The organism is Haemophilus haemolyticus, from assembly GCF_001679045.1.
Classification (GTDB): Bacteria; Pseudomonadota; Gammaproteobacteria; order Enterobacterales; family Pasteurellaceae; genus Haemophilus; species Haemophilus haemolyticus.
The window spans coordinates 44,122-64,799 of record NZ_LYCK01000013.1 but is presented as its reverse complement, the minus strand read 5'-3'; the positions used below and the strand labels follow the sequence as shown (position 1 = coordinate 64,799).

The window sequence follows — 20,678 nt, the reverse complement described above, 5'->3', positions numbered from 1 at the left end:
ATAATAAAAATCATAAGGAAGCAAACATGACAAACAAAGTCTCTCTAGACAAATCAAAAATCAAATTTGTATTGTTTGAAGGTGTGCATCAAAGCGCACTTGATACGCTCCATGCGGCAGGCTATACCAATATTGATTACTATAAAAAAGCACTAGATGGTAATGAATTAAAAGAAGCCATTAAAGATGCACACTTTATCGGCTTGCGTTCTCGCACCCATTTAACGGCAGAAATGATTGAGGCCGCACCCAAATTAATCGCAGTAGGCTGTTTCTGTATTGGTACCAACCAAGTGGATTTAAATGCAGCAAAAGCGCGTGGAATCCCTGTATTTAATGCCCCATTCTCAAACACTCGCTCCGTTGCAGAACTTGTATTAGGTGAGATTTTATTACTTATGCGCAATGTGCCACAGGCTAATGCCGAGGTACATCGTGGTGTCTGGAATAAATCAGCGACTGGATCTCATGAAGTGCGGGGTAAAAGATTAGGAATTATTGGTTACGGCCATATTGGATCACAGTTAAGTATTATTGCGGAATCATTAGGCATGGATGTGTATTTCTACGATATCGAAAATAAACTTCCGCTCGGTAATGCCAAACAGGTTCGTAGCCTTGAAGAATTACTCAGTTCTTGCGATGTGGTTTCATTACATGTGCCAGAGTTACCATCTACCAAAAACTTAATGAACGCTGATCGTATCGCACAATTAAAACAAGGTGCAATATTGATCAATGCCGCGCGTGGTACAGTGGTAGATATTGATGCTCTCGCTCAAGCCTTAAAAGACGGTAAAATTCACGGGGCCGCAATTGATGTATTCCCAATTGAACCTGCGTCAATTAATGAAGAATTTGTCTCACCGTTACGCGAATTTGATAATGTGATTTTAACGCCACATATCGGTGGTTCAACAGCAGAAGCACAGGAAAATATCGGTTTTGAAGTGGCAGGCAAATTTGTCAAATATTCAGACAATGGTTCAACGCTGTCTTCAGTTAACTTCCCTGAAGTATCTTTACCAGAACATGAAGGAACAAAACGCTTATTGCATATTCACGAAAATCGTCCTGGTATATTGAATAAACTGAACCAAATTTTCGTCGAAGCCAACCTCAATATTGCCGCGCAATATTTACAAACTGACCCGAAAATTGGTTATGTTGTCGTTGATGTAGAAACAAATGATGCATCGCCATTACTGACGAAATTGAAAGAAATCGATGGCACAATTCGTGCGCGTGTACTGTACTAAATAGAAAAAAGATCAGGTTAATGCCTGATCTTTTTTGCTTTATTATTCAGTAATCGAATAAGGTAACTGAACTCGCTCTAACAGTATTTCACTATTTGGCAATCTAAATACTTGTGCCAAATCAATGTCGTTATTCATCACAACTTGCAACCATAAAACATCGTCTAAATTGACCGCATTTGTAATCGTGCCTGTTTTTCGCCAATTAGATTCAATCTGCATTTCGATTTCACTACCAATTTCTACTTCCTGCTGGGTTTGTGCTTTAAAGACAAACATTGCGCGTTTATTTGCACCACGATATTTCGCACGAGCCACCGTTTCTTGTCCAATATAGCAACCTTTGGTAAAAGAAATTGCTTGCTCAATAACCTGTAAATTTAGCGCTTGTGGGATAAATTCATTTTGCGTTTTCGGATTTAAATTTGGTAACCCCGCTTGAATATCGGCTACATCCCAAATTTTTTCATCACCATTAAAATTCACAGATAATTCGGTTTCATTCAATAAAATCGAACGTTGTCCATCAATTTCCAAGGAAAAGTGCGGTGTAATTTTTCCACATTTTTCACCTATCACGCCAATGATTTGCCAATCACGTAAATCAAAACTGACTTTTGAAAATACCGCATATTTTTTCAAGGCATCTAGCCCACTTGGCAATAGATCTTTCTTAATCAGCAAAAAGAATTGTTCACTGCTTACTTTAAACAAACGGTAAATTGCATTCATTTTACCTTTTGGATCGCAGTGAGCAGTAAGTGTTGTTGCTCCACTTGCTAATCGCATAACATCCGTCGTTAACTGCCCTTGCAAATATTTTTCTGCATCCGCACCATGTGCCTCAATCAGTTGATATTGAGTAAGAGAAATAAATTGAGACATTCTACTTTCCTATTCTAAATTCTGGATTTGCTCACGCATTTGTTCGATAAGCACTTTTAGCTCAACCGCAGAAGCCGTGATATCCGCATTAATGGATTTGGACGCAAGGGTATTCGATTCACGATTCAACTCTTGCATCATAAAATCTAATTTACGACCAACCGCACCGCCTTTTTTCAAAATATTCGTGGTTTCTTTCACGTGCATTTGTAAACGATCGAGCTCTTCCGCCACATCAACGCGTTGAGCCAGTAAAATCATTTCTTGTTCCACACGTTGCGGATCAAGATTAATTTGAGCATCTTCAAAACGTTGCAATAAACGTTCACGCTGCCATTGCAAAACTGCCGGCATTTGTGACCGCACTTTATCGGCTTCCACAGCAATAGCATCCAAGCGTTGTTGAATAATATCGTTCAGCTTTTCGCCTTCACGACCACGCATTGCAATAAAATCTGTCAGTAAATCATCAAAGGCTGTCAACAAATCTTGACTAATCGCATCTAAGTCTTGCTCTTGTGCTTCCACCACACCAGGGTAACGCAACACATCCGTCAAATTAATTTCACCTTCTCCAGCCTGATCTTTAATCCATTGCAAAGACTGAATCACTTGATTCGCAAGCTCTTTATTTAAATTCAATTCTGCATTTGTTTGTTTTTTTGTTTCAATGCGCAAAGAACATTCAATTTTACCGCGAGTAAGACTTTGACGAAGTTTCTCACGCAACGTGTTTTCTAATCCGCGAAATTGCTCTGGTAAACGGAAAAAGTTTTCTAAATAACGTTGGTTAACGGAACGAATTTCCCATACTGCATCGCCCCAATCTTTTTTCACTTCAAGGCGTGCAAAGGCGGTCATACTGTAAATCATAAGCTCTCCTATTTTGTCTTAGTTGATTCACTAAGTATTTTAACTAGATGAACACAGAAAGGGAAAAGAAAAGTGCGGTAAATAATAAAGATATTTTGTATTCTGTTGTTTACACACTGTAAATTTTAAAATACAATCATCGTAAATTTATTATTACACAATAAGGAAGCAAACATGAACAAAACTGTAGGCAGCACACTTCTCGTTGCCGGTACGATGATTGGCGCGGGGATGTTGGCTATGCCACTCACTTCCGCCGGCATCGGATTCGGCTTTACTTTAGTCTTATTATTAGGGCTTTGGGCATTATTAACTTTTAGTGCACTTTTATTCGTTGAGCTCTATCAAACTGAGGAAAGTGATGCGGGTATCGGTACACTCGCTGAACAATATTTTGGTAAAACAGGACGCATTATTGCTACGGCAGTGCTAATTATTTTCTTATACGCATTAATTGCCGCCTATGTCAGCGGTGGCGGTTCACTACTAAAAGATTTATTACCAGAAAGTTTTGGCGATAAAGTTAGCATCTTATTATTTACCGTGATTTTCGGTTCATTTATCGTCATCGGCACACATAGCGTAGATAAAATTAATCGCGTGTTATTTTTTGTGATGCTTGCAGCCTTTGCCGTGGTGTTAAGCTTAATGTTGCCAGAAATCAAATTTGATAACTTAATGGCGACGCCAATTGATAATGCTTTAATGATCTCTGCAAGCCCTGTATTTTTCACAGCATTTGGTTTCCACGGTTCTATTCCAAGTTTAAATAAATACTTAGACGGCAACATGAAAGCATTACGTATTTCTATTTTAGCGGGTTCCGCAATTACCCTTTGCGCTTATATTTTGTGGCAAATGTCCACTCATGGCTTGCTCACACAAAATGAGTTTTTACAAATCTTAAAAGAAGATGCCACCTTAAATGGCTTAGTAAAAGCAACGCTTGCTATCACTGGCAGTAACATGATCGCAGGTGCGGTAAAATTATTCTCAACTTTGGCGCTGGTTACTTCTTTCTTGGGCGTAGGGCTTGGATTGTTGGAATGTATCGAAGATTTATTAAAACGATCTTTTAATATTTCCGCAGGGCGTATCTCACTTGGCTTAATGACATTCATTCCACCTCTCGTCTTTGCGCTTTTCTATCCTGAAGGTTTTATTTTAGCGCTAGGCTACGCAGGCCAAATGTTTGCATTCTATGCCGTAGTATTGCCAGTTAGCCTTGTTTGGAAAGCTCGTCGAGCTCACACCAATTTGCCATACAAAGTATGGGGGGGAATCTAACTTTAATTATCGTATTGGTATTAGGCGTAATCATTACATCCATTCCATTTGCGATTCGTGCGGGTTACTTGCCATTTGTTGTGGGCTAAAAAACGAGAGGAAGACCTACCGCACTTCCCAATCTCCATAAAACAAAACGTCGTTCAATCATGAACGACGTTTTTATATTTAGATAAAGTGCGGTGAATTTTTAATGCGTTTTATGGCTTGTGCTATACAAAATTTTATCCGTATAAGCCAAAGCAATTGCCGACACCAAAAAGCCCAAATGTAACAATAATTGCCACATCATGGTTTTTTCTGGTGTATTACTTGCGTTCACAAAGGTTTGCAACATATGGATAGATGAAATACCGATAATAGACATAGAAAGTTTAACCTTCAATACCGTCGCATTTACATGGCTCATCCATTCAGGCTGATCGGGGTGATTACGCGTACGCAGTTTGGATACAAAAATTTCATAGCCACCGATAGTCACCATCACAAGCAAGTTTGCTATCATCACGACATCAATCAAATTCAACACACCCAACATAATCGTGTTGGAATCCATCTCATTGACATTAATCACCAATGCCCACAAGCCTTTAATGAACTTATAAGAGTAGATCGCAAGGGTGACAATCAAACCCAAATAAATCGGTACTTGCAACCAGCGACTACCAAAAATTATTTTCGCGATAATATTCGATTGTTCGTTATATTTCGCATAAGGATCAACAGGTTTGTTTTCTTCCATTAGATTTTATTCCTAAATTAAACAGTGGGTTAAATAAACAAAAAAAACCGCAAGAAAATAGCAGTTTTTTTGAAAATAGCAATAAAGAAATCGGGTTATTCTTATTTTATTTTTACATTTGAAGGGGAGGAAATTGATTCTCTCAAAATACAGGTCGGTTCTAACACTAAAGTGCGGTAATTTTCATTGGGTTCTTGTATACGTTGCAATAAAGTCTCAACAGCAAGCTTACCTAATTCAGCTTTAGGTTGACTGATTGTAGATAAAGAAGGGAAAAGATAACGAGCTAATTCAATATCATCGTATCCCATGATAGAAATATCTTGCGGAATACGTAAACCTTGATTCTGAATTGCCTGATAAGCGCCAATAGCAATAGTATCGCTACAACAGAAAATAGCCGTCGGTCTATCGGATAACGCAAGCAGTTTTTGCGCCCCAACTATCCCTCCTTCAAAATCAAAATGACTTTCTACAATCCAATCGGGATTTAAAACTATATTAGCTTCAGACAAAGCTTTCTTATATCCCTGCAAACGATTTTTAGCTACTGACTTTCTGAGATTACCCGTAATAATGCCAATTTTCTGGTGTCCCACATCAAGCATAGATTTCGTTGCAAGATAACCGCCACGTTCTGAGTTCTCTAGAATTTTGTCTGCATTTAACTCAGTAAACCACCAATCCATTACAACTAAAGGCAAAGATACTGCAAGCTCCATATCGGCTTGAAAACGACTATCGCCACACATCAGTAATACACCATCTACTTGTTTATGTATTAAGGTTTGTAGATTTTGCTGTAAACGCTTGGAATCACCACCCGTTGTAGCAATAATGAGATTATATTGATTTTTCTGACAATATTGCTCCACTCCAGTCATAACTTCAGAGAAAAAAGGATTATTAGTCGCAGTAACAAGCAACCCTATCGTTTTTGTCGTTTTTACCTTTAAGCTACGAGCTATATAAGAAGGCGTATAATTAAGTTCAACAACTATACGCATTACCTTATCTCGAATTTCATCACTGACAAAACGAGATCCATTAATCACATGAGAAACAGTAGACGTAGATACTTGCGCCAATCGAGCAATATCTTTCATTGTTGCCATAAAACACCTAAAAAATTGACCGCACTTTAAACATGAGCCAGAAATTCTAATGTTTCTTGACGAGTAGGAATAGATGGTTGAGCGCCTTTACGTGTTACACTAATCGCTGCTGCCGCCTGACCAAATCTAACGGCCTTTTCAAAGGATTGACCTTCTAGCAAGGCTGTAACAAATCCACCATTAAATGTATCACCCGCAGCCGTTGTATCTACTGCTTTTACACGGAAACCGTTAATTATACGAGTTTCACCATTTTGGCTAACAAATACACCTTTCTCACCTAATGTAATCATGACACAATCAATTCCTTTTTTATGGAAAACTTGCGCAGCTTCCAGCGCACTTTGTTCATCGCTCACTCGTACACCAGTAAGGATTTCAGCTTCTGTTTCATTTGGTGTAATGATATCAATCATACTTAATAAGGTATCCGATAAATCTCTCGCAGGCGCAGGATTTAGTACGACTTTCACACCATTTTCTTGAGCAATTTTTGCAGCGAGCTCCACACCTGAAATAGGCGTTTCTAACTGCATTAACAAATAATTAGATTGAGCAATTTTTGCTTCACTATGCCGCACCAATTTTTCATCTAAATGTGCATTTGCTCCACGAGCTAATACGATGCTATTTTCACCTGATTGGGCTACTTGAATAAATGCCATTCCCGTCATTTCTTGAGAAATAGAATGAATATTTGTCGTATCGATCCCCTCTTGTGAAAATGCATTTTTCATTGTTTCACCTATAACATCAGAACCAACACAGCCAATAAACTCTACATTTGCCCCTAACCGAGCAGCAGCTACCGCCTGATTTGCACCTTTTCCACCATAGACAAGCTGGTAATTATCACCAGTTAATGTTTCGCCAGGCTTAGAAAAATAAGGAACAGAAATCACATGATCAGCATTAATACTGCCAAGAACGATGAGTTTTTTGTTCATGTTAAACTCCTTGAACAATTAAAATTTGTCTTTATAAATTGAAAGAGACATGGATCTGAAGAAACTGGAACTCCCCCTGCCATTAATGTAGTCTGTCGCATATAAGCAAGGGGGAGATACAAAGTGATGCAATAACTATTCACTAATTACTTTTAAATCTACTGGAATTTTTGATTCCACTTTTTCGCCTTTTAAGATTTTATCAGCTGTAACAACACCCAATGAACCAATAAGATCAGGTTGTTGTGCAATAGTTGCAGCCATTTTTCCACCTTTCACCGCTTTAACACCATCATCTGTACCATCAAATCCCACAACAAGGACTTTTTTGTTAGATGCTTTAATTGCCCGTAATGCACCTAATGCCATCTCATCATTTTGAGCAAAAATAGCCTGTACATCTCCTTTTGAGGCAAGCAAATTTTCCGTTACATTCAAACCTTTTGTACGATCAAAGTCCGCAGGCTGACTAGCTAATACATTAAACTTATGTGCAGTGATGGCTTGTTTAAAACCTTCACCTCGTTCACGCGCTGCAGATGTACCAGCAATACCTTCAAGTTGGATAACCTTAGCTCCATCACCTAATTTTTGTGCAACGAAATCCCCAGCCATTTTTCCGCCTGCTATATTGTCAGATGCGATATGGCTTACTACTTTTCCTTTAGCTGCACCACGGTCTAGTGTAATAACTGGAATATGATTACGGTTTGCAATCGCCACTGCATTGCCAACAGCTTCAGAATCAGTTGGATTAATCAATAGTACTTTTACACCACGCACTGTTAAATCTTCAACATTAGCGAGTTCTTTAGCTGGGTCATTTTGTGAATCAAGCACGACTAATTTATAACCTAATTCATCAGCCTTTTTCTGGGCACCATCTTTCAATGTGACAAAAAATGGATTATCTAATGTAGACACGGCTAAAGCGATCGTGTCTTGTGCAGATGCTGAACCAGTAACAGCCAAACCTAATAATACAGCAGAAGTAAGAGCGGTTAGTTTTTTCATAATTTCTCCTTGAAGTGAATTACAGTTTTTTCGTACCAAGATAGTTATCGGCTAAAACGGCAACCAAAATAACCAACGCTTTTGCTATCATCTGATAGTAAGATGAAATATCTAATAAATTTAATGCATTATTTAAAAAACCAATGATTAATGCGCCAATGAGGGTTCCCATTACACGACCTTTACCACCCATCAAACTTGTTCCCCCAACAACAACAGCAGCAATAGCATCCAATTCATAAGATACACCAGCTGTCGGTTGTGCAGAGGATAAACGTGAAGTAACAATTAAACCTGCTAATGCAGAAAGGAAACCACTCACCGCAAAAACAAATACTTTGATTTTATTGACGTTAATACCAGAAAGTTGGGTCGCCGCCTCATTTCCACCTAAAGCATAAATATAGCGACCGATTGGTGTGTGTTTCAAAATATACCAAGCTACTGCAAACACAGCGCTCATAATCCAAATTGGTACCGGAATACCTAAGGAATATCCAGTACCAATACCAGCAAATATATCCGCATTATCAGAGAAACCTGTCGTAATAGGACGACCATCTGTATAAACCATTGTTATACCACGCAGTAAGGTCATGGTAACCAAGGTAGCAATAAAAGCCTGAACTTTTCCTTTTGCAACAATTACACCACTTACACCACCAAGAAGTGTTCCAATCAATAAAACAACAGGCACTACTAAAAAAATAGGCAATTCAATACTTACCATTGAGGCTGCAATAGCACCAGTCAATGCCAATACAGATCCAACAGAAAGATCTATTCCCGCAATTAAGATAACAAAGGTCATCCCAACTGCAATAATCGCATTAACTGAAGTTTGACGTAAAATATTCAAAATATTATCTACGCTAAAAAAATCAGGATTAATCACTGATACAATTGCGATAAGAATAATCAACGCAATAAAAGAACGCTGTTCAATCAAAAATCTTCCTATTTGAAAATTAGATGTTTCATTTTTCATCATACTTACCTACTCTTATTTACCAATAGCTGCTGCTAATAACTTTTCTTGTGTTGCCTCTTCACGAGAAAATTCTGCACTAATTTTACCTTCACGCATTACCAACACTCGATCACTCATACCAAGCACCTCTGGCATATCCGATGAAATCATCAAAATACTCAAACCATCCTTCTTAAACTCATTAATAAGTTGGTAAATTTCCTTCTTAGCACCAACATCTACACCACGAGTAGGTTCATCTAAAATCAACACATTTGGACGAGTCATTAATCCACGAGCAATTGCCACTTTTTGTTGATTTCCACCAGACAGTAAACCCACCTGTTGATCACGACTAGGGGTCTTAATATTAAACATCAAAATAAAATCATCGACTGCCATTTTTTCTGCTTGATGGCGAATATTGCCTCTGTTAGAAAAATGATCGAGAGATGTTAGCGACATATTTTCTTTTACCGACATGCCTAAAATTAGGCCATCACCTTTACGATCTTCGGATATATACACGATACCATTATCTAAACCATCTTGCGGGGTGTGATTCTCAATATCCTGATTTTTTAACCGCACTTTACCGCTTGTTTTTGGTAATGCGCCGTAAAGTAACTTTCCAAGCTCCGTTCTTCCTGCTCCCATTAAACCGGAAACGCCCACAATCTCGCCAGCATTAAGCGTAAATGAAACATCATCAATGCCACTACCACTCAGATGCTCTACACTCAACACACATTCACCTTTTTCTCGTGCCAAGTGTGGGTATTGTTCATCTAAGCGACGCCCTACCATCATTTCAATTAAATCATCTTCAACAATATCAGCTACTGCACGCTCACCAATGAATTGCCCATCTCTCAGAACCGTTACATCATCGCAAATCTGAAAAATTTCTTTTAAACGATGGGAAATATAAACAATGCCACGATTTTCAGCTTTAAGTTCACGAATAACATTAAATAAAGACTCTGTTTCAGTATCGGTTAATGCATCCGTTGGTTCATCCATAATGATTACTTTAGATTCAAAACTGAGTGCTTTTGCAATCTCAACCATCTGCTGTTCACCAATAGAAAGTTCTGAGCATAATTTTTTACTACTATGGGTTACACCTAAACGAGCTAACAGTTTATCTGCCTCGGTATACATTTTTTGCCAATTAATTGCCCCCCATGAGGTTTTAAACTCACGACCAAGGAAAATGTTTTCAGCAATCGTGAGATTGTCGACCAAATTCAGCTCTTGGTGAATAATACTAATACCCGCCTCTTGTGATTCTTTTGGGCCTTTAAAGGTCACTTCCTTACTGAGATACTCAATAGTGCCAGCATCTTTAGAATAAATACCAGTAAGCACCTTCATCAAAGTCGATTTACCTGCACCATTTTCACCCATCAATGCCATAACTCGACCAGAATAAACTGATAAACTGGCATTACTTAAAGCCTTCACACCAGGGAAAGATTTATCAATGCCAGAAATTTTAAGTAAGGTTTCCATAATTTCACCTAAATTAAAATGGCACACCAGAATATAAAATTACATTAGCATAAGGAGAACACTCACCACTTCGAACAATCGCTTTGCTTTGGTGTGTATATTTTTTAAAAGTTTCATGGGATACAAACTCTATCTGAAGCTTATTACCTTGATTAGTCTCAATTTGACTAAGTTTAGATAAAAGTGCGGTAAAAATTTCAGGATTTTTTTCTTTAATTTCTTCAGCAATCACTACTCGCTCGACATACATCTCAGTGATCACTGTATCTAAAGTTTGTAAAAAACTTGGCACTCCCGCAGTTAAGGCCAGATCTATACGTTCCACACTTAATGGAATAGGAAGCCCCGCATCACAAATCGTCAAACTTTCTGTGTGACCAAGAGAAGCGATACAACGAGAAAGTTGTGCATTTAATAACATCGTTTTTTTCATATATTTCCTCTATCCACCTTTATCGAAACGTTTCGATAAGATAAATATAAAGAACAAAAACAGAAAAACAACTGAGAAATTTCAAATTTGAGATATTAATCACAAAATTTTTTGATTAGATAAAATAAAAAATTCTCCGACCAAATTCACATTCAATCGGAGAATAAATTATTTGAAATTATCTTAGTTCAACGTATCCAACCTAGCCAAATCCAGTTGATTATTCAATACCTCCACTTCTGGCATCGTTTTATTCGCTTTTGCGGAAAGGGTTTTAAATCGTTCGACTTTGCCAACTAAACCTTGTTGGCCAACAAGTGCGGTTACTGTGCTGTTGTATTGATTGCTGACGGTGGAAAGCGTATTGCCGAGCTTACTTAAACGTTCAGCGACCAAGCAAATTTGGTTATAAATTTCACCCGCTTTTTCAGCGATTTCTTTTGCCTCGGCATTACCGCGTTCGATGCGCCAGAGGTTTGCTACGGTACGTAAAATCGGCATTAACGTAGTGTGAGAGACCATAATAACATTACGTTCATAACCGTAATTAAATAAAGCAGGATCGGATTTTAAAGCCTCAATATATGCGGGCTCCACCGCAATAAACATAAGAACAAAATTCGGGCTACGCATGCCAATAAGATTACTGTAATCTTTTTTATGCAGATCGTTAATATGGGTTTTTAATGCAGAAATATGTTCTTTGAGTAAACGCTCACGTTCAAAATCATCGTCAGAATTTACCGCACTTTCATAAGCCACCAACGACATTTTGCTGTCGATAATTAAGTGTTTTTCATCAGGTAAATTCAACACAAAATCAGGGTAATTGCGCCCACCTTGTTCATCTTTAAAATGTGCTTGGGCTCGGTAATGCACATTTTCTTCAAGCCCAGCCAGTTGCAACGCTCGTTCTAATTGCACTTCGCCCCAGTTGCCTAACGTTTTCTTTTCGCCTTTCAACGCAGAAGTTAAATTACTCGCCTCTTGCGACATATTCAGACCAATTTCCAGCACTTTTTTAATTTCAGCTTCCAAGCCTGCATTACCTTTCACGGATTCGGAGTGAATTTCATTGACACGTTTTTGGAAACCTTCAATTTGCTCTCGGAAAGGCTTGAGCAACGTTTCCAAGGCAGTTTGATTTGATTGACTAAATGATCGACTTTTTTCATCCAAAATCCGATTGGCTAGATTTTGAAATTCCACACCCAATTGCTGTTTGGATTGTTCAAAGTTTTGTTGTTGCTCGGAAAAATGTTTTTCTTTTTCAGCTAACGTTGTTTTTAATCCTGTTAATTCTTGAGAAAGTGCGGTCAATTTTTCGGTTAAATGTTGTTGCTCCTGTTCTTTACGAGATAACTGGCTTTGGCTATGTTGCAACTGGGCATTCAAACTTTCAGCTTGCGCAGAAGCGATCCCGAAGCGTTCTTTTAATGCGGTAATTTGCTCCGCTATGGCGGAATGGCGAGATTGTTCCTCATCCAGTTCTTGAGTGAGATAATGAATTTTTTCATCACGCTCATTGAGTCTAACTAACAAGCCTTGGTTTTCTGTTTGAGCTTTGATGGCTTGCTGCTCTAGCTGATTTTTGATGCTGCTAAGTTCATCAAATTTACTAGCAAGCTGATTGTAATCTTGAGTCGTTTTCGATAATTCTTGATGAAGATGTGTATATTTTTGCTGGCGCAGAATAAGCAATAAAATCAATAGAACAACGATTGCTAACAAGCTAAAAAGCCACAAATTCTCTGACATATATCCCCCTTAACATGATGCCGTAAATTGTAACATAGAAATGTGAGTTAAATTTTAGCTTTAAGTGCGGTGAAATTACCTTATTCACCGCTCTTATCATAGGCTGCATCAGTCAACGTTTTCAAAAATGCTTCCAACGCATCAATTTCTGCATCAGTAAGCGGTTTACCTTTAAGATCGCTATGGCTTATTGTTGGCGCATATTCTGCTGCCGACCAAGGTTTACCCGTTTCAGGATTTATCTTACGCTCAGGATTATTATGGCTATCTAAAAATAATAATACAGTACGCAGCTCTTTAAATACGCCGTTATGCATATAAGGTGCGGTAACGGCGACATTACGCAATGTCGGTACTTTAAATTTGCCCTTTTGAGCGATATCACCTTTCACCATTGGATTATCTAACAATCCATTATCCACCCAATCTTCGCCTAATTTATTATGAGCAATCAACGTCTCATTTTTCGGCACACCAAGATTGAAATAACGATAATTTGTAAAAGTTTCTTCACGATGATCTTTTTCATTCATTTGATGGCAATTACTGCAAGTTGTTTTTTCTTTATCAAAAAATAACGCCTCGCCTAATGCTTCTTGGTCAGTAAATTTATCTTGCCCAGCCAAAGTGCGGTCATATTTAGAACTGAATTGAGCAAACAAATCTAATTGCTGAAATGCAGCAAGTGCCTGTTCCATAATGGCATAAATTTTCTCATCATCTTGCCAAATTTCCTCGCCCCAATGCTTGGTAATGTAATCTTTTACTGCCTGATTTTCGGCAATACGTTTTACCACACTGGCTTTGTCTTTCATGCCCATTTCAACAGGATTGAGTGGAGGCCCCCCCGCCTGCTCAGCTAAATGTTTTGCTCGACCATCCCAAAATTGGCCGCCAACATAATCCTTAATTTTTTCATCGAAATGAAAATCAGGGGAATATTTTGCATAAATGGCCGTTGGTGTATTGCGATTACCAAACTTTGTCGGATCATCACCTTGCGAAACCATTTTATCGATATCATTTTCACGTAAATCCGCAAAAGCAGCTGCAGGCATATGGCAAGTAGAACAACTCTGTGTTTTATTGTGTGAAAGTGATTTATCAAAAAAGAAAGCCTGACCTAATCCAAGTAATGCGGGATTTATGGGTTCTTCTTGAGCAAAGCAAAAAATAGGTAAGGCAAATAATGACAAGAAATATTTTTTCATTCTAACTCCACGGGCATAAAAAATAACTGCACTTAGTCAAAGTAAGTCCATCATTATAAATTTAGACTGCGCATAAATTAACTTAAACATTGATATCTTACACCAAACTCAAATTTTTAAACCTTTTCTTACATACTTAAACTTAATAGTAGAAAAGCAATGCTTTTGTGAATTGAAGAACTGTTAAAACATTTTTTAACTGCGCTTTTTTGATGATCTCAATCAAAATAACCTACTATTTTAGTCAATTACTTTGTTATAGGTATTATTTTAGCACCACAATACCCGATATAATTAGTCAGGTATTTTGCTTTATGTAAAATATTTACCTATGATTTTAAATCGGAAGTTAATTTTCAATAACCTAGGAGTGATAAAATGGGACAGTATAAAAAGTTCTGGTACCTATTAGTCGCCGTATTGATTGGAGCATTCTCCATTCTCGGTTACTATGGGTTTGAAGTTTATCGTGAAGCACCACCAATTCCGCAACAATATGTTTCAGAATCAGGTGAAAAAGTGATTACTCACGATGAAATTTTACATGGTCAAACCGCTTGGCAAACCACTGGTGGTATGCAAGTGGGTTCTGTTTGGGGTCATGGTGCATACCAAGCACCTGACTGGACTGCAGATTGGCTACATCGTGAATTAACCAACTGGTTAGATATCACTGCAAATAAAGAATTTGGTAAAAACTTTGCAGATCTTAATGAAGAACAACAAGCTTTATTAAAAGCACGTTTAACTAAAGAATACCGTAGCAGCAAAGTTGAAAATGACACCGTTGTGCTTTCAAATACCCGTTTAGCGGCAATGGAAAAAACTGCACAATACTACATTTCTTTATACGGCGATGATCCTGCGACTAAAGTCACGCGTGAACACTTTGCTATGAAGGATAATACCCTTCCTGACCTACAAGCACGTAAAGACTTAACGAAATTCTTCTTCTGGACTGCATGGACTGCTTCAGCTGAACGTCCAAATACAAATGCAAGTTATACCAACAACTGGCCACACGAGCCATTAATCAATAACGTGCCAACACCAGAAAACGTGGTTTGGTCTATTGCGAGTGTGGTATTCCTGATTGCGGGTATTGGTTTCGTTGTTTGGATTTGGTCATTCAAAAAACGTGAAGATGAACAAGATCCCCCTATTCCGGAAGTTGATCCCCTAACAAAACTACAGTTAACCCCTTCTCAACGCGCATTAGGCAAATATCTCTTTACGGTGCTTGCATTATTCTTACTGCAAGTGAATTTAGGGGCGATTGTTGCTCACTATACCGTTGAAGGTCAAGAATTCTATGGTATTGATATTTCGCAATATTTTCCTTATTCATTAATACGTACTTGGCATATTCAATCAGCCTTATTCTGGATTGCGATGGCCTTCCTTGCTGGTGGTTTATTCCTTGCACCAATCATTAATGGCGGTAAAGATCCAAAATTCCAAAAATTGGGCGTGGATGTTTTATTCTGGGCATTAGTAGTATTAGTCGTCGGTTCATTCACTGGTAGCTATTTAGCGATTGCACATATTCTTCCAGAAGAATGGAGCTTCATGTTCGGTCACCAAGGCTATGAGTTCATTGACTTAGGTCGTTTCTGGCAAGCGGTGAAATTCGTAGGCATCTTATTCTGGTTAGTCTTAATGCTTCGCGGTACAGTGAACGCATTCAAACAACCAGGAGACAAAAACTTATTAGCGTTATTCTTCGCTTCTGTCATTGCAATCGGCTTATTCTATGGCCCTGCATTATTCTACGGCGAGCACACTCACATTTCTGTGATGGAATACTGGCGCTGGTGGGTGGTTCACCTATGGGTAGAAGGCTTCTTCGAAGTATTCTCTGTAGCGGCACTCTCATTCATCTTCGTAAGTTTAGGTTTAGTTTCACGTCGTACTGCAACTGTGGCAACCATTACTGAAGCAGCATTATTCTTAATCGGCGGTATTCCTGGTACGTTCCACCACCTATATTTTGCAGGTGCAACCACACCAATTATCGCAGTAGGTGCGTCATTCTCAGCACTTGAAGTGGTTCCATTAGTGTTATTAGGTCATGAAGCTTGGGAACACTGGGCAATGCAACAAAAAACACCTTGGATGGACCGTTTAAAATGGCCTCTTTACTGCTTCGTAGCCGTCGCATTCTGGAATATGTTAGGTGCTGGTGTATTTGGTTTCTTAATCAACCCACCAATTTCACTCTACTATGTTCAAGGCTTGAACACAACTGCTGTTCACGCTCACGCTGCATTATTCGGTGTGTATGGCTTCTTAGCATTAGGTTTCGTATTCTTAATCGCTCGTTATTTACGTCCGGATACACCATTTAACGATAAGTTAATGAAATGGGGCTTCTGGTTATTAAACGGCGGTTTAGTGCTGATGATCGTATCAAGCTTATTACCTATCGGTGTTATCCAAGGATATGCAAGTATCTCTGAAGGCTTATGGTATGCACGTAGTGAAGACTTTATGCAACAACCATTATTCGATACCTTACGTTGGGTTCGTTTAGGTGGTGATGTGGTATTCATCTTCGGTGCACTAGCTTTCTTCTGGCAAATCTTTACGATGATTTTCTTCAGACCTAAACATACTTAGTTAGGTTATCCCAAAAAGCGACTTATGTGAAAGTAAGTCGCTTTTTTATTCTTATCTACCATATCTTATATATAAGCTTACAACGCTTTTTATATAAAATTAGCATTAATATTAGATAAACATTAAAAATATTAGAGGCTGAAGTAGATTAGCAATGATGTTAATCTGCTTCAGCCCCTTAAATAATATCGAATAATGCTTGTTAATAATCTACACCTTAATCAATTGGTTATTTAGTCCAAATTTTGGGGGACAGATCAAAGTGCGGTCAGATTTATGATTATTCTTCTTTTGGTAATCGAATCAGGGCGTAAACCAATCCACCCCATACCAAAGCGAGAGACACGATCATCATAATAATTGCACCAGTACTCATTTTATTCTCCTTTAGTTTCATCAATGGTTAACTTGGTGTCGCTTTTCCATTTTAAGCGAGAAAGGAAGAATGCCACGACAAGTAAGCTAATGGACATCCCCCAACCAAAGGTGTTTACGAACCAGTTTGGATAACCTTCATAACCTTCAGAGAAGACTTTTGCCCCTTCGCTGAAAAGCATGAATGCTAAAACACCACTCGTTAATACAATGCATAAACGCCAGAAGAAACCCACTTTGAAAGATGAAGTTTCGTTTAAGTGATTACCCAATAAACCGAGTTTTTCATTTGCCACAATCGCAATTAAAGAAGCAAATGCTACGGCAACAATACCGAAATAGTTTACGAATTTATCGAACACATCTAACATTGGTAAGCCAGTTGTCGTGCCGAATAAGATGACAGAAACTAACATCATTGGTACACCCACGATAAACGTTACTTTCCCACGGCTAATACGAATTTTATCTTGAATTGCGGAAATAATTACCTCAATTACAGAAATGAATGAAGTTAATGCCGCAAAGGTTAATGATCCAAAGAACAATACGCCAAGCACTTCGCCAAATGGTGCTTTGTTGATGATGGTTGGGAACGCAAAAAATGCTAAACCAATTCCGCCTTTTGCCACCTCGCTCACTTCTTGACCTTGCGCTGTTGCAATAAAACCTAATGCTGCAAATACGCCGATACCCGCTAACACTTCAAAGCTACTATTAGCAAAACCTACAACCAAGCCACTTCCCGTTAAATCGGATTCTTTTTTAAGATAAGAGGCGTAAGTCACCATAATCCCAAAGCCGATAGAAAGAGAGAAGAAGATTTGTCCATAAGCGGCAATCCATACACTTGGATTGGATAATTTTGTCCAATCTGGTGTAAATAATGCATCTAAACCTTTTGCCGCACCTGGTAAGAATAAGGAATAAATCACAAGCGCCATAAACATTACAACGAGTACAGGCATCAATACAGAGGATGCTTTAGCAATCCCTTTTTGAACGCCCATAGAAAGCACGCCTAACGCAACAATCCACATCGCAATTAATGGGCCAGTAACCATGCCGACAAATTCAAAACTAACGCCGTTTTTAATGTCGCCCATTTTTAAGAATTCACCGATGAAGAAATCGATTGGTTTATCACCCCATGCGCCAGTGAAAGAAAAATAGGTGTAGCTTGCCGCCCAGCCTAATACCACAGCGTAATATAATCCGATGATGACATTTACCATCATTTGCCACCAACCAAATACCTCAAAGTGCGGGCTAACACGGCGATAAGAAAGTGGGGCACCACCACGATTGCGGTGACCAATTGCATAATCTAAAAATAAAAGAGGAATCCCTGCAGTTAATAACGCGATAAGGTAAGGGATGATAAATGCTCCACCACCATTTTCATAAGTGGTATAAGGGAAACGCCAAATATTACCAAGACCGACGGCCGAACCAATCGCGGCCATAATAAATGCACGACGACCAGAAAAAGTCTCACGCTTTTGCGCTTTTTGGGCTGAGTGCGCCATAAATTATCCTATGTAAAAAAATGAAAAGAGTTTCAATATAATGAAATCTAATCATCAGTCAATAAATAAGCCAAAAGAGCGGTAAAAATTAATGAATTTTTTAATAAAAAGAACATAAACATTCAAAGCAAGCCAATTTTCACCGCACTTTTTTCGTTTTTTTCGCCCTAAACCCTACCAATGACTCGAAATTTCGCTACAATGCTGAACTTATCCCAAAATAAAAACAATAGGAACCAAACACAATGACAGGAGCACAACTCATCATGGAGTGCCTAAAAGCACACCATGTCACGACTCTTTTCGGCTATCCAGGCGGCGCAATAATGCCAACCTACGATGCCCTTTATGACGCAGGCTTAGATCACTTACTTTGTCGTAATGAACAAGGAGCAGCCATCGCAGCGATTGGTTATGCTCGATCCACAGGAAAAGTAGGCGTCTGTATTGCAACATCAGGCCCTGGCGCAACCAATTTAGTTACTGGATTAGGCGATGCCATGATGGACTCCATTCCAGTTGTAGCCATTACCGGTCAAGTTTCCTCTCCATTAATCGGCACGGATGCGTTCCAAGAAGCGGATGTTCTAGGACTTTCTCTTGCTTGCACTAAACACAGCTTTATCGTGCAAAGTGCGGATGAATTAGCTGATGTTTTTGCAGAAGCCTTTGAAATTGCCCAAAGCGGACGTCCCGGCCCCGTTCTTATTGATGTGCCTCGCGATATTCAAATTGGTGAAGTGCCAGCAAATGTAAAAGCCTACGTTAAAACACCAGAAAAACCGACCGCACTTTCAGTAGATAAACTCGCTGAAGCAAAAGAATTATTAAAAAATGCTAAAAAACCAGTGCTTTATGTGGGTGGCGGAGTTGGTATGGCGAAGGCTGTTCCTGCCTTACGCGAATTTTTAGCCCAGACCCAAATGCCATCAGTCTCAACTTTAAAAGGTTTAGGTGCAATTGATCCAAATGATGATGTGTATATGGGAATGATTGGTATGCATGGTACAAAAGCTGCTAATTTTGCCGTGCAAGAATGTGATTTGTTGCTCGTCTGCGGTGCGCGTTTTGACGATCGTGTAACAGGTAAACTCGATACTTTTGCGCCTCATGCTAAAGTGATTCATTGTGATATTGATGCGGCAGAAATCCATAAATTACGCCGTGCAGATGTTGCATTACAAGGAGACTTAATCCAAACACTTAATGCACTCAAACAAGATCTTGATATTGAACCTTGGCGTGAACAAATCAGAAATTTCAAAGCAAAATTAGATTTCACTTATGTTGAAAATCAAGGTAATCGCCCGATTGATCCTTGGGCATTACTCAACACCCTATCTAATCGCAAACCAAATAATGCGGTAATTTGTACCGATGTGGGGCAGCATCAAATGTGGTCAGCGCAACATATGAAGCATTTTGCGCCAGAGAACTACATTACTTCGGCAGGTTTCGGCACAATGGGCTTTGGCTTACCCGCTGCAGTGGGAGCAAAAAAAGCACGCCCGCAAGATGACGTCATTTTGGTTACAGGTGATGGTTCATTAATGATGAACATTCAAGAATTAGGTTCAATCAAACGTGGCAATTTACCTGTAAAAATTTTGCTATTGGATAACCAACGCTTAGGTATGGTTCGTCAATGGCAGGATTTATTCTGGAATAAACGTCGCAGTGAAACCATTTTAGATGACAACCCAGATTTTGTAATGCTTGCTAACGCGTTCGGTATTCCTGCAGAACGTATTGAGTCCGCCGATGATGTGGATGCAGCACTCAACCGATTATTAAACAGCAAAATAGCCTATTTATTACAAGTATGTATTCCACCAGATGAATGTGTATGGCCACTTGTGCCACCGGGTGCATGTAACGCGGATATGGTAGAGGAGATGAACTAATGAATGAATATAAACTGGAACTCGTCGCTCGCCATCGTCCTGAAGTGCTAGAACGCATTTTACGCGTAACACGTCACCGCGGATTTACCGTTACAACAATGGAAATGACACTGATTGAAACCCAAGTGCGGTTAAAAATCACCGTAAAATCTGACCGCACTTTAGATCTATTAGTGAATCAGTTGGCGAAATTGCCAGATGTAAACGAAATAAAATAAGAATTAAGTGCAAGGCATTGCACG

17 protein-coding genes and 1 pseudogene are annotated in these 20,678 nt (G+C 38.9%); 5 read left to right on the top strand and 13 right to left on the bottom strand.

Going from position 1 to position 20,678, the window contains the following annotated elements:
* The first annotated feature begins 26 nt into the window (after window positions 1-26).
* Window positions 27-1,259, top strand: a complete 1,233-nt coding sequence (gene serA, locus A8M50_RS05895; protein WP_005644580.1) for a phosphoglycerate dehydrogenase — start codon at window positions 27-29, stop codon at window positions 1,257-1,259.
* 42 nt (window positions 1,260-1,301) lie between these two features.
* Here serA and ygfZ read toward each other — a convergent pair whose 3' ends face one another.
* Window positions 1,302-2,144, bottom strand: a complete 843-nt coding sequence (ygfZ, locus tag A8M50_RS05890) for a CAF17-like 4Fe-4S cluster assembly/insertion protein YgfZ (protein WP_005644568.1) — start codon at window positions 2,142-2,144, stop codon at window positions 1,302-1,304.
* A gap of 9 nt (window positions 2,145-2,153) precedes the next feature.
* Window positions 2,154-3,017, bottom strand: coding sequence for a YicC/YloC family endoribonuclease (locus A8M50_RS05885; protein ID WP_005644346.1), 864 nt, complete (start codon window positions 3,015-3,017; stop codon window positions 2,154-2,156).
* A gap of 174 nt (window positions 3,018-3,191) precedes the next feature.
* On the opposite strand from A8M50_RS05885, the pseudogene A8M50_RS05880 reads away from it, so the two are divergent.
* A pseudogene (locus tag A8M50_RS05880) lies at window positions 3,192-4,393 on the top strand (aromatic amino acid transporter).
* A 101-nt stretch (window positions 4,394-4,494) separates the two neighbouring features.
* Here the strand turns inward: A8M50_RS05880 and A8M50_RS05875 are convergent.
* The 9 genes from A8M50_RS05875 to A8M50_RS05835 all read right to left on the bottom strand — a co-directional run bounded on the left by A8M50_RS05875 (window position 4,495) and on the right by A8M50_RS05835 (window position 14,009).
* A complete protein-coding gene (locus A8M50_RS05875) occupies window positions 4,495-5,046 on the bottom strand; it encodes a TIGR00645 family protein (RefSeq protein ID WP_005644463.1) in 552 nt (183 codons plus the stop codon).
* A 101-nt stretch (window positions 5,047-5,147) separates the two neighbouring features.
* Window positions 5,148-6,161 carry a substrate-binding domain-containing protein gene (locus A8M50_RS05870; RefSeq protein WP_005644420.1) on the bottom strand — a complete coding sequence of 338 codons (1,014 nt, stop codon included), beginning with the start codon at window positions 6,159-6,161 and terminating at the stop codon, window positions 5,148-5,150.
* A 26-nt stretch (window positions 6,162-6,187) separates the two neighbouring features.
* Complete coding sequence (gene rbsK, locus A8M50_RS05865) at window positions 6,188-7,108, bottom strand: ribokinase (protein ID WP_005644583.1); 921 nt, start codon at window positions 7,106-7,108, stop codon at window positions 6,188-6,190.
* Window positions 7,109-7,243: 135 nt separating this feature from the next.
* Entirely contained in the window at window positions 7,244-8,122 is an 879-nt protein-coding gene (gene rbsB, locus A8M50_RS05860; protein WP_005644373.1) for a ribose ABC transporter substrate-binding protein RbsB, read from the bottom strand.
* A 19-nt stretch (window positions 8,123-8,141) separates the two neighbouring features.
* Window positions 8,142-9,110, bottom strand: coding sequence for a ribose ABC transporter permease (gene rbsC, locus A8M50_RS05855; RefSeq protein WP_032826482.1), 969 nt, complete (start codon window positions 9,108-9,110; stop codon window positions 8,142-8,144).
* A gap of 15 nt (window positions 9,111-9,125) precedes the next feature.
* Window positions 9,126-10,607, bottom strand: coding sequence for a ribose ABC transporter ATP-binding protein RbsA (gene rbsA / locus A8M50_RS05850; protein WP_005644367.1), 1,482 nt, complete (start codon window positions 10,605-10,607; stop codon window positions 9,126-9,128).
* A gap of 13 nt (window positions 10,608-10,620) precedes the next feature.
* Window positions 10,621-11,040, bottom strand: coding sequence for a D-ribose pyranase (rbsD, locus tag A8M50_RS05845; RefSeq protein ID WP_005644544.1), 420 nt, complete (start codon window positions 11,038-11,040; stop codon window positions 10,621-10,623).
* 183 nt (window positions 11,041-11,223) lie between these two features.
* Entirely contained in the window at window positions 11,224-12,798 is a 1,575-nt protein-coding gene (locus A8M50_RS05840) for a DNA recombination protein RmuC (protein WP_005644392.1), read from the bottom strand.
* 80 nt (window positions 12,799-12,878) lie between these two features.
* The gene (locus A8M50_RS05835) at window positions 12,879-14,009 is read right to left on the bottom strand and encodes a cytochrome-c peroxidase (RefSeq protein WP_005644539.1); all 1,131 of its coding nucleotides are present in this window, start codon (window positions 14,007-14,009) and stop codon (window positions 12,879-12,881) included.
* A gap of 378 nt (window positions 14,010-14,387) precedes the next feature.
* On the opposite strand from A8M50_RS05835, the gene A8M50_RS05830 reads away from it, so the two are divergent.
* A complete protein-coding gene (locus tag A8M50_RS05830; RefSeq protein WP_005644363.1) occupies window positions 14,388-16,628 on the top strand; it encodes a nitric-oxide reductase large subunit in 2,241 nt (746 codons plus the stop codon).
* 280 nt (window positions 16,629-16,908) lie between these two features.
* Here A8M50_RS05830 and A8M50_RS05825 read toward each other — a convergent pair whose 3' ends face one another.
* Together A8M50_RS05825 and A8M50_RS05820 are read right to left on the bottom strand one after the other, a co-directional pair.
* Window positions 16,909-17,004 carry a methionine/alanine import family NSS transporter small subunit gene (locus tag A8M50_RS05825; RefSeq protein ID WP_005629210.1) on the bottom strand — a complete coding sequence of 32 codons (96 nt, stop codon included), beginning with the start codon at window positions 17,002-17,004 and terminating at the stop codon, window positions 16,909-16,911.
* A 1-nt stretch (window position 17,005) separates the two neighbouring features.
* Entirely contained in the window at window positions 17,006-18,532 is a 1,527-nt protein-coding gene (locus A8M50_RS05820; protein ID WP_005644388.1) for a sodium-dependent transporter, read from the bottom strand.
* 245 nt (window positions 18,533-18,777) lie between these two features.
* Between A8M50_RS05820 and ilvG the strand changes: the two genes are divergently transcribed.
* Together ilvG and ilvM are read left to right on the top strand one after the other, a co-directional pair.
* Window positions 18,778-20,436, top strand: a complete 1,659-nt coding sequence (gene ilvG / locus A8M50_RS05815) for an acetolactate synthase 2 catalytic subunit (protein ID WP_005644330.1) — start codon at window positions 18,778-18,780, stop codon at window positions 20,434-20,436.
* Window positions 20,436-20,654: an acetolactate synthase 2 small subunit gene (gene ilvM, locus A8M50_RS05810; RefSeq protein ID WP_005644328.1), complete on the top strand. Its 219-nt coding sequence runs from the start codon at window positions 20,436-20,438 to the stop codon at window positions 20,652-20,654. Before ilvG ends, ilvM begins: the two co-directional genes overlap by 1 nt.
* Window positions 20,655-20,678 lie beyond the last annotated feature (24 nt).